The organism is Methanothermobacter sp. (assembly GCF_030055425.1).
Taxonomy (GTDB): Archaea; Methanobacteriota; Methanobacteria; order Methanobacteriales; family Methanothermobacteraceae; genus Methanothermobacter.
In genome coordinates, this window is record NZ_JASFYE010000004.1 from 70,071 (window position 1) to 82,906 (window position 12,836).

13 protein-coding genes are annotated in these 12,836 nt (G+C 48.5%); 9 read left to right on the top strand and 4 right to left on the bottom strand.

The window, feature by feature from the left end:
• Positions 1 to 18: 18 nt before the first annotated feature.
• Together QFX39_RS05495 and QFX39_RS05500 are read right to left on the bottom strand one after the other, a co-directional pair.
• Positions 19 to 2,097, bottom strand: coding sequence for a Coenzyme F420 hydrogenase/dehydrogenase, beta subunit C-terminal domain (locus QFX39_RS05495; RefSeq protein ID WP_300478086.1), 2,079 nt, complete (start codon positions 2,095 to 2,097; stop codon positions 19 to 21).
• The gene (locus QFX39_RS05500; RefSeq protein ID WP_300478087.1) at positions 2,094 to 2,435 is read right to left on the bottom strand and encodes a PadR family transcriptional regulator; all 342 of its coding nucleotides are present in this window, start codon (positions 2,433 to 2,435) and stop codon (positions 2,094 to 2,096) included. The genes QFX39_RS05495 and QFX39_RS05500 overlap by 4 nt, the downstream gene beginning before the upstream one ends.
• 257 nt (positions 2,436 to 2,692) lie before the next feature.
• On the opposite strand from QFX39_RS05500, the gene QFX39_RS05505 reads away from it, so the two are divergent.
• The 5 genes from QFX39_RS05505 to QFX39_RS05525 all read left to right on the top strand — a co-directional run bounded on the left by QFX39_RS05505 (position 2,693) and on the right by QFX39_RS05525 (position 7,723).
• Positions 2,693 to 4,348, top strand: coding sequence for a histidine kinase dimerization/phosphoacceptor domain -containing protein (locus tag QFX39_RS05505; protein ID WP_300478088.1), 1,656 nt, complete (start codon positions 2,693 to 2,695; stop codon positions 4,346 to 4,348).
• Positions 4,349 to 4,415: 67 nt separating this feature from the next.
• Complete coding sequence (locus tag QFX39_RS05510; RefSeq protein WP_300478090.1) at positions 4,416 to 5,021, top strand: NAD(P)H-dependent oxidoreductase; 606 nt, start codon at positions 4,416 to 4,418, stop codon at positions 5,019 to 5,021.
• A gap of 221 nt (positions 5,022 to 5,242) precedes the next feature.
• Positions 5,243 to 5,662 carry a nickel-responsive transcriptional regulator NikR gene (nikR, locus tag QFX39_RS05515; RefSeq protein WP_300478200.1) on the top strand — a complete coding sequence of 140 codons (420 nt, stop codon included), beginning with the start codon at positions 5,243 to 5,245 and terminating at the stop codon, positions 5,660 to 5,662.
• Between the two features lie 292 nt (positions 5,663 to 5,954).
• Entirely contained in the window at positions 5,955 to 6,554 is a 600-nt protein-coding gene (locus QFX39_RS05520) for a DUF262 domain-containing protein (RefSeq protein ID WP_300478091.1), read from the top strand.
• Positions 6,555 to 6,661: 107 nt separating this feature from the next.
• On the top strand, positions 6,662 to 7,723 hold the full coding sequence (locus QFX39_RS05525; protein ID WP_300478093.1) for a hypothetical protein: 1,062 nt from the start codon (positions 6,662 to 6,664) through the stop codon (positions 7,721 to 7,723).
• Between the two features lie 150 nt (positions 7,724 to 7,873).
• Here the strand turns inward: QFX39_RS05525 and QFX39_RS05530 are convergent, their stop codons facing one another.
• Together QFX39_RS05530 and QFX39_RS05535 are read right to left on the bottom strand one after the other, a co-directional pair.
• Complete coding sequence (locus QFX39_RS05530; protein ID WP_300478095.1) at positions 7,874 to 8,398, bottom strand: hypothetical protein; 525 nt, start codon at positions 8,396 to 8,398, stop codon at positions 7,874 to 7,876.
• Positions 8,399 to 8,411: 13 nt separating this feature from the next.
• Positions 8,412 to 8,897: a hypothetical protein gene (locus QFX39_RS05535; protein ID WP_300478097.1), complete on the bottom strand. Its 486-nt coding sequence runs from the start codon at positions 8,895 to 8,897 to the stop codon at positions 8,412 to 8,414.
• Positions 8,898 to 9,184: 287 nt separating this feature from the next.
• Between QFX39_RS05535 and QFX39_RS05540 the strand changes: the two genes are divergently transcribed.
• The 4 genes from QFX39_RS05540 (at position 9,185) to QFX39_RS05555 (ending at position 12,835) form a co-directional block, all read left to right on the top strand.
• Entirely contained in the window at positions 9,185 to 9,613 is a 429-nt protein-coding gene (locus tag QFX39_RS05540; RefSeq protein WP_300478099.1) for a nucleotidyltransferase domain-containing protein, read from the top strand.
• Positions 9,610 to 10,032 (top strand): DUF86 domain-containing protein, encoded by a 423-nt coding sequence (locus QFX39_RS05545; protein ID WP_300478101.1) that lies wholly within the window; start codon positions 9,610 to 9,612, stop codon positions 10,030 to 10,032. Before QFX39_RS05540 ends, QFX39_RS05545 begins: the two co-directional genes overlap by 4 nt.
• 182 nt (positions 10,033 to 10,214) lie before the next feature.
• The gene (locus QFX39_RS05550) at positions 10,215 to 11,744 is read left to right on the top strand and encodes a hypothetical protein (protein ID WP_300478102.1); all 1,530 of its coding nucleotides are present in this window, start codon (positions 10,215 to 10,217) and stop codon (positions 11,742 to 11,744) included.
• Positions 11,744 to 12,835 carry a pseudomurein-binding repeat-containing protein gene (locus tag QFX39_RS05555; RefSeq protein ID WP_300478103.1) on the top strand — a complete coding sequence of 364 codons (1,092 nt, stop codon included), beginning with the start codon at positions 11,744 to 11,746 and terminating at the stop codon, positions 12,833 to 12,835. Before QFX39_RS05550 ends, QFX39_RS05555 begins: the two co-directional genes overlap by 1 nt.
• The last annotated feature ends 1 nt before the right edge of the window (position 12,836 follow it).

Genomic DNA, 12,836 nt, shown 5'->3' on the forward strand with positions numbered 1-12,836 from the left:
TCCTTTTTTTATTCCTTCTCACTGGTTATGTGATCTCTCCTTTAGGAGCCCCCTCACCTCACCCATGAACTTTTCTTCACCGACACGTTTCATGGTTGACGCGAGCCTCTCCCTCTGCGGCTTACTGGCATACCTGGTGTAGACCCTGATAACAGCGTCTATGTATTCCAGTATCTCATCAACAGTGTCAACACGGGTCTTTATACCCTCAACCAGTTCTCTACCAGCCTTACCGCCTATGTAGATTATGTAACCCTCTTCACGGGCACTCCTTGCAGTGTGTGGGCACTCCCTTATGCATTTACCGCAGCCCACACAGAGGTCATGGTTGGTGTAGGATGTCTCACCACGCACGCTGATGGCCTCCACCTTGCAGACCTCGAAGCACCTGCCGCAGCCGTTACAGATTTCCTCAACCGTCTCAGGGAACTCAACACCCGCGACACCCACATCGTGGATCTGGGGCCTCATGCACCTGTTTGGACAGCCACTCACCGCTATCTTGAACTTGTAGGGTGCTGGCATCTCCCTGAACCTATCCTCTATGGCACTGCAGATTGCTGTGGTGTCTATGATCCCGCTGCCACAGTTCTCCTTACCTGGACAGGCAAGTGTGGCCCTTACAAGGGGACCCTCTGAGCCTGTGAGGAGCCCTGCGGAGTTGAGTTCAGCAACGGCGTCCTCAACGTCAAAGCCACTCACATCGTGGAGCTCATAGGATCCCCTGTTGGTGACCTTGATTCGTGCACCGTATTTTTCGGCGATCCTCACAAGTTCCTTCACCTCTGAAGGGCTGTACCAGCCTGATGGCCGGGCCCTGACCCTTATGAAGTAGGTACCATCGGCCCTCCTGGATACGCCAGGGTAATCTGAGGTCCAGTAGAAGGAGATGTATTCACCACTCTTTCTCCTTCTCTCAAGTTCCCTCTGGAATCTTCTGAGTTTCAGGTCCCTCATCTTCTCTATTTTTGCGGTGTCTGCACCCTCCCTGAGTTCAACTGCACCGGCTATTTCAGCGCCCCTCCTGGTTCTCACTATGATGGTTGAGTAGCCCTCTGGGCTTCCAGCGGAGCCCACAGAGACGTCTGCAAGGCGAGCGTCAAAGTCCCTGCAGGATCTGCAGCCCTCTGAGATCCTGATGTCCCTGAGGTTCAGGGTTTCCCTCCTATCACCAAGGTCAACCTCAAGTTTACCCCTCCGGATGCTGAATTTTTCAACGTCCTCCATTCTGATACCATTTTCCCTCAGCACCTTTCTGAGGTCGCCATACTCGAATTTCTCGGTGCAGAAGAGGCCTATAAGGTAACGTATCTCGGGGAGTTTCACGGGTTTACCCTTTCTTCCAAGTTCCAGGTCATGCTTTGCAAGGTAGGGGAAGTACTGGAGTTTCCTGAGGCCGTTTATCTGGCAGGGAAGCCCAACAACTGCCACCCTTTCAATTTCAAGGTCTCCGGCTGTTCTCAGTGCTTCAAGGGTGGATATGCTGTACTTTGACCCGCTTGTTTCCTCAAGGTCCTCTGCGGTCTGTACAAGGAGTGATACAGGTTTCCAGTGTTCGTCACCCACGACTATGGCGCCGTCGATTTCACCCTTCTCAAGGAGGTGCCTGAGGAATGATGTCACCACGCCACCGTCCTGGCCCCTGACGGGTCCCCTTCCATGGTAGACTTTCTCCTGGAACTTCTCCCTTATGCTGATCTGGTAACCGTCTGAGGAGACCCTGGGGCATACCTCGAAGCACATACCGTGGCCGTTTCTGAGGCACTCCTCCCGGAGCTCTGGGCGTCCGTCGAAGGATATGATGTTGTTGGGGCATATAACGGCACAGGTACCGCACCTTGCGCAGATTCCTGACTCCACGATCTTTCCAGGTTTCCATTTCCTCTCTGAGGGGTACATCTCTGCTATTTTCTCTGCTGGGCCCATCCTCTCCAGGGCCTCGGCTATCACCTCCTTGGTGACATCGGTTTTTCTTGATGCGGCTATTGCCTCTGCACTGTCAAGTATGTGGGTTTTGAGTTCACGGGCAACCTCCTCCCTTTCCTCTGGGGGTAGTCTAAGGGTCGCCCTTTCTATGAATTCATCAAGTTTATTCATTGATATTCCTCCATTGTGGTTTCAATTTCATTGAGGGCCTGGTTCACTGCCCTGAAAAATTCAAGCCATTTTTTTCTGACCTTCTTACCGTAATCGGTGATTCTGTAATATTTTCTGGGCCTTGCCTCACCTGTCATCCACGTGCTTTTGAGGATTCCCTCCCCCTCGAGTCTCCTCAGAAGTGGGTAGATGGTTCCCTCCTCGACCCTGAACCCTGATTCTTTGAGTTTTTTCACGATTTCATAGCCGTAAAGTTCCCTTTCAAGGAGGCAGACCACTGCGAGCTGTATGGCCCCGCGCCTGATTTCCTTTTCGAATCTTTCACATATGCCACCCATCTCATGACCCTCATATTACACAGTTATGTGTTGTGCACATTACTGTGTGGTAAACAGTATATAATCTTTGTGTCCTCACCTTACACAGGTGAATCGGATCAGGGGTCAGGGATAACCGGACACCTGTAACAGATAAAATGACTCTTTTTGTTCATTGCCATGATGAATGCGGTTTCAGGGATTTAATAACCACATTTTTATTGTTTTTTCAAAAAATTTTTATGTTTAACCTCCTCAGATAGGTATGAGGTGTTCAGATGGAGTTTGTTCCCTCCAAAAAGGATATGAAAATGAAAAATACTGTGCCCCATCTGATGGGGTTCTTTCTGATTCTCTTCTCATCCGTGGCACTCCTCATGATGGCTGGAGGTGGATGGTCTCCCGAGGACCTCCCCACCCTCCACATGTCTCTTGTGCTGCTTGGTGCATCGATAATTCTCGCCGGCTTCTCCCACAGAAGAACAGCACTTTCCCTATCCATCATGATAATCCCACTCCAGTTCATTCAATTTGCGGGATTTCAGGGTCTGCATACAGTTTTACCTGTATCATTGCTGGTGGCCTATTCGCTCAGCCTGATTCTCCTTATCCGCAGACACTACCATGCCGGGCAGACACTGGCATACATCACAGGGATCATAGCCTATGCCCTGGTGATGACCCACCTCACAGGTGTGGTGGAGGTTGTTGAGGCACTCAGGGTGGACCCCATCATTTCAGCTGAGCTCCTCATGGCCGCTGTGGGGTTACTGGGCCTCTATCCCCAGAGGGGAGTCACTGAACCACTCTTCTCAGGGATGATGGGGGGATACACGGCACGGGTGCTCCTTGCAACCATGCTCACAGCCATAACGGTCACAGGAATCCTGATCCTGAGGGGCCGGGACCAGCTGCCATTCCCTGCAGAGATATTCCTCCTTTCACTGACAGTTGCGCTCATCATAGTTACCATAACCTTCACAGCCTACAGGCTCAACACAGTTGACCATGAACGCATCATGAATGAAAGGGGGCTCAGGAGGGCACGCAGATTCTTCAGGGATGTGGTTGAGAACCTTGAGGAGGCCGTTGCAGTCATCGATGAAGACGGCAATCCACTGCACCTCAACAGGGCAATGAAGAAACTTGGAATTGACTTCAGGTCCATTCATGATAGGTTCATGGATGCCAGGGCGCCCTCATACATCAGGAGCCTTAAAGCGGGGGATAGAAACTTCACCGGCTGGTACATTCCCCTGGATGAAGGGGCAATAATCTCCCTCACAGACATAACAGACCTCATGAGGACACAGGAGGAACTCCAGCGGAACATCATGGAGAAGGATGCGCTGCTCCGGGAACTCCATCACAGGGTGAAGAATAACCTCCAGATCATCCTTAGCCTCATAAACATGCAGATGAGATCCGCAAGTGGAGATGCAAGGAAGGCTCTCGTCCGGACATCAACCAGAGTCCAGACCCTGGCAGCCATCCATGAATCCGTTTATGGGCTGGGGAGCCTGGCAGAGGTGAAGATGCATGAGTGCATAGGGAGGATAGCAGAGAACCTCAGATCAGTATTTGATGCAGTGGATGTTGAATTCCACATAGACGCCCGGCATGTCTTCAACGTTGAGACAGCAATGCCACTGGCCCTCATAGTAAATGAACTGGTATCCAACTCCATTCAGCATGCATTTCCTGAAGGTAGAGGCACCGTGAAGGTTGAAATCAGCAGAATGAACTCAGAGTACTGTCTGAGGGTAGTGGATGATGGTGTGGGGTTTTCAGGTGAAAAGAGGATGGGCCTCCAACTTGCACTGAACCTCGCCAGGCAGATAGAGGGAGACCTGAGGATACTCCTCAGGGAGGATGGAGGGGGTACAGAGGTCACGGTACCCTTCAGGGAGCTTCACTACAGGAGGAGACTTTAATAGGTGTGCTCTGTAACATGGAGCCCATTTACCTCCTGAGGATTATAAATGTGTCCTGCAACATAACATGGCAGGGGATTCATATGCACGTCTATATTCTCTTTACACATCCATCCAGGAAGTCCTTTTCAGGGGAGTCCTTGAGGCATTTACAGAGGGCCTCAGTGAAGCCGGGCACACATATGAGATCGGGGACCTCTACAGGATGAACTTCAGGCCGGAGCTGAGTCAGGAGGAGTACCTCAGGGAGATCAGCCAGGACGCGGGGTCACCCTTACCAGGGGATGTTATGGAGGAGCATGAGAAGATCGGGAGGGCCGATGTCCTTGCGTTCATCTATCCCCTCTGGTGGAGTGACTGCCCCGCGAAACTCAAGGGATGGTTTGACCGGGGCTGGACCTACGGGTACGCCTACTTCTATGAGGATGGAGAGCGGGGTACTAGGATCGACATTGAAAAGGCTGTGGTGCTCTGCTCTGCAGGTCACACAGAGGAACACCTTGAGGGTACAGGCATTGCAGAGAGCATGCGCAGTGTCATGTTAGGCGACAGGCTGCTCGGGGTTGGTGTTGGGAGTGTCACCATGGAGATCCCTGGGGGTATGGTGCCAGGGGATGACTCCAGGAGGGAGATAAACCTTATGAGGGCCCGCAGTCCAGGGAGGAACCTCTAAGGAAAGTATTTCATTTTAATGGGGTAATCTGACCGTGATTATCCGATCTTTCAAACCAGGAATTAGACCCCCCAGACACATCTATGGATGGAGTTATAAGATCAGACGTAAGTATAGTAATACACATCTCATGCTATTCTGACATTAAATAATATTTAATTATTTATACCTCATACACAGATTAAAGGGTGTCACAGATCAGGGGTGATACCATGACCACAATGACCAGGATAAGCATGTCTCTTCCAAGTAAACTTCTTGAGGAGTTTGATGAGATACTGAGGAACCGTGGATACCAGTCAAGGTCCAAGGGTATAAGGGATGCCATAAAGGACTACATTGTCAGGTACAGGTGGATGAATGAGATGGAGGGTGAGAGGACAGGGATAGTCTCGGTGATCTACAACCACCACACAGGGGCAATGGAGGAAATAGCCGACATACAGCACCACTACAGGGAGTACATAGACGCTGTCATGAGGGTTCATCTCACAGAAAAACATCGCCTTGAGGTCCTCGTGGTGAGGGGTGATGTTGCAGAGATACGTGAACTCACAGAGAGGATGATGGGTCTACGGGGAGTTGAACACGTGAGACTCACCAGTGTCTCAGCTGAAGAGGAGGTGGAATATGAGAGGTAACTGGTGAAACATAGAAACCGGATGATTGTAGATGAAGTATAATTATAGATTTACTCGTCGTTACTGAATAGAAATGCAGTATTCATGTGTATCAGCGGATATGAGTGCTAGGAGGTTAAGAGTATGTTTATTGTGTTTTAGACCCTATGATTCAATGTTCCACAGGTCCTATGAACTTAACGGTTTTTACTAAGTCTCAGCCATTTCAAATCCAAAAACATAACTAGAATCAAAATGCAGAAATTATACATATAACTAAATAATTGAACTTTTAATTAAGGGGATGTTGGGAGTGTCAGTTGATCCAAGTTACGTCAAGAGTGTGGATGATCTTCTAAGGGGAATTGAAAATGGAGAATATGCAATCCCGCTCTTCCAGAGGAAGTTTGAGTGGCAACCTCAAATGGTATCTGAACTTATAGTTTCTATATTACAGGATTACTACACGGGCCTTCTTCTTTTCTGGGAACTGCCCGATGAGTTTTCAATGGGGGAGTGGGATCCTATATGGGGGGCCAGAAAACCTGAGAAGCCATCTATAATGGTTCTTGATGGTCAGCAGAGATTATCATCCCTATATTATGCCATTTACAGTCCAGAAAAGAAGTTCCCAAATAGGAATACCTATTACCGTTTTTTCATTGATATAGCGAGGTATCTTGAGGGTGACTACGAAGAAGCAGTCTACTATGAGTATTCCAGGCGATACATGTCATTGCAGGAGATAAAGGAGAGGAAGGAAACATGGATAGAAAACAACAGATTCCCGCTTTCGCTCTTACAGGATAGGAAGTTTCTGAATTCAGAATTCAATGAATGGTTAACTTCATACACAAAAAATTTTGTGGATCCTGAGGAAATTAAAGCTTTCTTGAAACACGCGATAAAATAGCTAAAATAAGAAACATCCTTGATTACGGTTTTATAACCCATACACTTGGTAAGGAAAGAGAACTGCCAGATATATGTGAGATATTCGCCAGGATAAATCAGAAGGGAATGAGGCTATCAACATTTGACCTCATGAATGCCTTTCTGTTTCCACGTGGCATTCATCTGAGAGAAATCTGGGAACAGAATGATAGGCTGGAAATTAAACGGATACACCCAAAAATGGGAGAATATCTCCTTAAAACAGTTTCACTCTACAAACAGGACTACTGTTCCTCGAAATATATTTACTATCTTGTCCCAGGACATCAGATAAAAAAGAGGGATGAACAGAAAAAAGTCGCAATAGTAAAAGATAAGGAAGAATTCATGGAATTATGGAATAAATCATACAGATATACAGCTAAAGCTGTTGAAAGGATAAAAAATACAGGTAAAAATGATTTTGGCGCGATAAAAGATATATTTATACCAAACACAACAATGATCCCTGTGATGGCAGCCATTCTCTGGACGTATGATGAACTGGGTACTAATAAGATAAGTGAGAGGAAATTCAATGAGACCCTTTCCAGATGGTTCTGGTCTGCGGTTATCCTTGAAAGCTACAGCGGATCATCAGACAGTATAATGTCAGAGGATTACAGGGACTTTAAGAAATGGTTTGATAAAAAAGACGAATCGGTTATCAGAAGGATAAGAAATATAAGTCCTGAACGGATAGACAAACTGGATTTCAGAAACATAAAGATGGGGTCAGCGCTTTATAAAGGCATCATGTGTTTACTTGCGCTGAATGGCGTCAGGGATTTCTTTACAGGAAGAACAATTGATACCGGGACCTACAGGGCTGAGAAGGTACATGACCACCACATATTTCCAAAGAACATCAAAAACCTGCCAGAATCATCCCTCTTTAAATCCACGCGTGATTGCATACTCAACAAGACCCTCATTCTGGATGAGACAAATGAAAAAATAAATCACAGAAGACCATCGGAATACCTCAGAAAAATAGATCTCGATGAAAGTCAGTTGAGAGAGGTCATGAATACACACTTCATTTCAGAGAGGGCAATGCAATACCTTCTAGATGATGATTATGATAACTTTATTCTGGAGAGGGAGCGGACGATTAAAGAAAGGCTCAAGGAACTCTTAGGTCTATAAAATTGATGTGGTGGTGATGAATGACGGTTCCTGAGGAGGCAAAGGATATCTCTGCATGCTGCTGTACAGTTGGAATTTTGTTTCTCATGTGCCTGGCGATATCCCTCTTTCTCACCCTGCTCCTCACATGATGGAAAGGAGCACGTCAGATCACTCTATCTTCATCCCACATAAAGTCCCTGATGGTGTTAATAGGTTACCCCTGGCTGTTAAACCAAAGGAGGCTATATCCTCAGGGTAGTATCCATCCTCAAATGCCCAATCTGTTGTTTTAAAGTAGGCGGTTTCTCCTGGTCTCAGAGTCTTTACCGTGGATGAATTGGTGAAGAGCGGAGCCATTCCAAGGGCGATGACCTCTCCATCTGAGTTATAGCCCTTGACCCATACATAGTCCAGTAGGAGTGTGGCCCTGTACCTGTTCTGGACCACCCCCTCCACCACGTAGCCTCCGCTGGGATCAACCAGTACTGTGTAGTTGAGCACCTCTGCCTGGACATCCCCCATGTGGAGGTTGTAGAAATAGGATGACCCATCGCTGTGACCCATCATGAACATCAAGAACCCCCATATTATGATGAGGGATACCACTATACCTGCCTTTGTGAAGGTCCCCCTCCTCCTCCACCAGCGCATGAAAAAGTTTCCATTATTTTCTTCACGGAAATCCTCAGCCATTCAGATCACCTTTCTATGCCCATGCATAGCCGGAACATTCTGTTTTAATCCCAATGAGGATATCATCGGGGCTGTAACCCTCAAAGATGGGGCAATCTCCCCTGAACTTCACCTTCTCCCCCGGCCTTATTTCCCCTGAACCGGTTATGAATAGGGGGGCGTACAGTACCATTTCACCACTGGAGTTAAATCCCTTCACTTCCAGGCTTGGGTTGAGCAGTATGGGTTTATCATAGTTGTTCTGGATTTCCCCCTGGATCTCATATAACCCATCCTGGCCCTTCTGGATTGTGTAGTTCACAATGTTCACCTGGAAGGAGTCCTTTTCGTATTCTATGGCTCCAGCAAGACCCTTATCGTAACCATAGGAATATAAGGCGGCGGACCAGATGATCACCCCAAGGACGATGATGGAGGCCCTTGTGAGTGGTCCCCTGCGGTTCCACCAGCCGGCAAACTTTCCAGTTTTCCTATCACTACCATTGGAATCCATCGACATTTAACCACCTTATAACTGAACAGTAATAGTATTGAATCATATAATTTAAATTTTTATATTTTTATTTCATCATTAAAACTTAACATGGCAAATAAAAATCTGTGATTGGAGGACGGTTATGGTCCCTGGAGAGCTGACCTGCGTAATAGTTCTCTATTACGAAGTTAATCCCCTGGCCGGTACCTTATATATGATGTGATTCAGAATTATCAAGTGGAACCATGATGGGTATTGACGACCAGAAAATGGAAAAACTTTGATGTGATTCAGAATTATCAAGTGGAACCATGATGGGTATTGACGACCAGAAAATGGAAAAACTTGTGGAAGTTCTGGAAAAAAGGGATGAGGTCAGCATTGCATACCTCTTTGGCTCCACTGCAAGGGGGGATAAGGGACCCCTCGGGGACTTTGACATCGGTGTTCTCCTGAAGGAACCCCTGAAGGGATACGATGACCTCAATTTTCAGCTGGAACTCATAGATGAACTTGTATCAGCACTCCGAACAGACAGGGTGGACCTTGTCATAATGAACCGGGCGCCACTTTCCCTGAATTACAGCATAATCAGGGATGGAATAGTCCTGAAGGACAGTGAGGAGGAGAGGGTGAGGTTCGAGGGACGTATCATGTCAGAGTACCTTGATAGAAGGTACCATAACGACAGGCACACCAGACTGGCGCTCAGGATGATGGCAAGTGAGGGTTTGAAGTGAAGGATGAGGTACTATCGAAACTCGAGAAACTCCGGGAGTACCTGGGGATACTCAGGAATTACAGATCACATTCACTTGAGGACCTTAAAAAGGACGTCACCCTCAGGGGGGCAGTTGAAAGGTACCTTGAGGTTTCCATAGAGTGCTGTCTGGATATCGGTGAGATGATCATATCATGGGAGAGGGCGAGAAAACCTGAGACATACAGGGAGGTCATAGAGATACTTGGAGAAATAGGGGTTCTTCCAGGGGATTTTGCAGATAAATTTGCACCAGCAGCTGGTTTCAGGAACATACTGGTTCATATGTATGCGGAAATAGATGTTGAGAGGGTTTATCTCTACCTTCAACGGGACCTGGAGGATATAGAGAAGTTTGCTGTATTTGTTGCCAGGTATCTGGAGGAACTGTCTGATTAAGCATACCCTTATTTGTTATCTGGAGGATCAGTTAACCTTCTCTTCAAAATTATTTAGCCATATCATATTATCTATTTCCATCATTTAAAATTTTCAGCTTGCTTTTTTGAAAAAACCTTTAACCAGATCAAACCATAGTATATATATGCACATTCAATGTGCAGATAGCAGGAGATAGGTAAATGATAAAACATCTGTATGTAATAGCTGCCATTGCAGTGCTCCTCATTTTATCAGGAACCGCCTCTGCAGCTGACATCTATGTCAACGCCACCGGGGGGTCCGATGATAATGATGGGCTCTCATGGGCGGCTGCCAAGGCAACCATTGGAAACGCGACCCTCTCCGCGGCCTCAGGTGACAGGATCTGGCTCGCAGATGGTGAATACAGGGGTGATGGTAACAGGAACGTAGTGATAGACAGGAACCTCACCATCACCGGCCAGTCAACCACCGGCACGGTGATAGACTGCGAGGCAATGGGCAGGGCCTTCAATGTGTCCTCCGGCGCGGTCCTGGTCCTCAGGAACCTCACAGTGAGGAATGGCAGTGCATTTGAGGGCGGGGCGGTGATGAACCATGGCGAGCTCCAGGTGGAAAACTGCCTACTAATGAGCAACACCGCCGCTGGGGGCGGCGCCATCTACAGTGACGGTACAGTGAAACTGGCTGAAAGCCACCTCATGGAGAACAGCGCAGAGGATGGTGGTGCAGTATACAGTAAGGGGGTCCTTGAGGTTACAGAATCAACCTTCAATGAGAATGAGGCCTTGGGGTGTGGGGGGTCCATATACAGCGCCCCATACTCATCCCTTAACATCAGGGACTCATCATTTGCCCTTGGCCATGCAGAAGCGGGCGGCGCGATTTACACCGGGGGAGATACAGTCATATGCGACTCCACCATTGCAATGAACACCGCAGACAGCAATGGCGGCGGGTTATATGTGTGGGTAGCTGACGGCACGGAGATCACGGTTACCGTGACCGGCTCCATGTTCATGTACAACACCGCACGCTATGGTGGGGGTATTTCGGCACTAAGAACCACTGACGATTCATCCCTGAATTTAGAGGTCTCAGACTCACCTTTCAGGTCAAACCTTGCAGATTACGGTGCAGGTATCCTTGCTGAAAACGTTAACGCCAGGGTATCAGGGTGCACCTTTGAGGGGAACATCGCAGGGGAACATGGCGGGGCAATCAGGAACAATTATGGGAATCTGACAGTTAGCAGGAGCACATTCACAGATAACAGTGCAGGCTTTGCCGGTGGAGGTATAAGCAATGTCATGGCAGTCCTGGCAGATATCACAGAGTCCACGTTCACAGGTAACCTTGCAGAGACATGGGGGCAGGGATCAGCGGTCCTCAGCTACTTCACCATTACAAGGATCAGCTTCTGCCGCATCCTGAACAACCCTGGCGCCGATGTGTTCTGTGAGGACGGCCCTGGGGTGGATGCCAGGTTCAACTGGTGGGGGTCCAGCACACCGGACTTCACGGAACTCACAGCGGGTGACGTTACTGCAACGCCATGGATCGTCCTTACACTGGTTGCAGATCCAGCGGCTGTTGCTGCAGGGGGCACCTCACTCATAACAGCCGACCTGAGGCATGACACTGACGGCGGATACCATGACACGTTCTTCGTCCCCTACACAGGTAATGTGGACTTTTCGGCCACCGCAGGAGCATCGAGGATGCTGTGATGTCCCATGGAACTGCAAGCTCAACACTAACAGGTCTGGCAGCACCGGGTAAAGTGACGGTGACAGCAACCCTTGACTCTGAAAGCGCCCCAGTGGATGTGGATGTCCTCAAGGTTCCATCATCCATCACAGTGCAGGACTCTGAAACTGTTGAGGGTGATGCATTCAATTTAAGGGCGCTTTTAATTGCACAGAACCCAATCCCAGGTAAGGTCATCATTTTCAGGATAGATGGGGTTCACATGGGAAGTTCAACCACCGATTCCGAGGGATGGGCAACCCTCAACCTTCCAGGCATATTCCCGCCGGGTCTCTACAATGTGACTGCAGAGTTTCAGGGTGATGAACTCCTCAGTAACAGTTCATCCAGGGCAGACCTCAGGGTCCTCAGGAAGGCGGCATTTGAACTCTCAAACCTCACTGTGGGCCCACTCTCCGGTACTGTTCCCCTCAGGATCAGCGTCTCTGCCAGGGTCAGGAATACAGGTGAGGCCCCGGGTGATTACCGTGCCGAGTTACTTGTAAATTCGGTTCCGGTTGCGTCAACGGTAATCTCACTTGCTGCTGGTGAATCAGGGGATGTGAGGTTCAACTACACCATAACCAGGGATGGTGTGTACATGGTGACAGTGGGGGGCCTTCCTGCAAGGACGGTTACGGTTAAATCCCAGGGTTTAACTGTTAAACAGATTGCAGCCGCCGCCCTGAGTGTGAGGAACCACTATGCACGCTACCGTAAACTACCAGCATCTGTCACAATTGCATCAAAGAGGTACTCAATGGCCCAGTTCCTGGATTTACTTGCACGCGCCACGGTACAGCTCAACTCAGGAAACCAGAATCCACTGAAACCACGGGCCGTTGGATACCTTGGTAGCACAGGCAACTGGAGGTCAGGTAAGCTCTCAAGGCCAGCCTACGTGTCAGTGGCAGTAAGTATCAGGAACTTCATAAACAGCCAGGGAAGGGCACCCAGGTACGCCTCAACATCCTATGGGCAGGTGAGCTTCGTTGGCCTTGTATACATATACAGCAGGGTAATTGCGTTCTACGGTGCAAACGGCAGGCTACCGGGGGATATAACAATTTAAA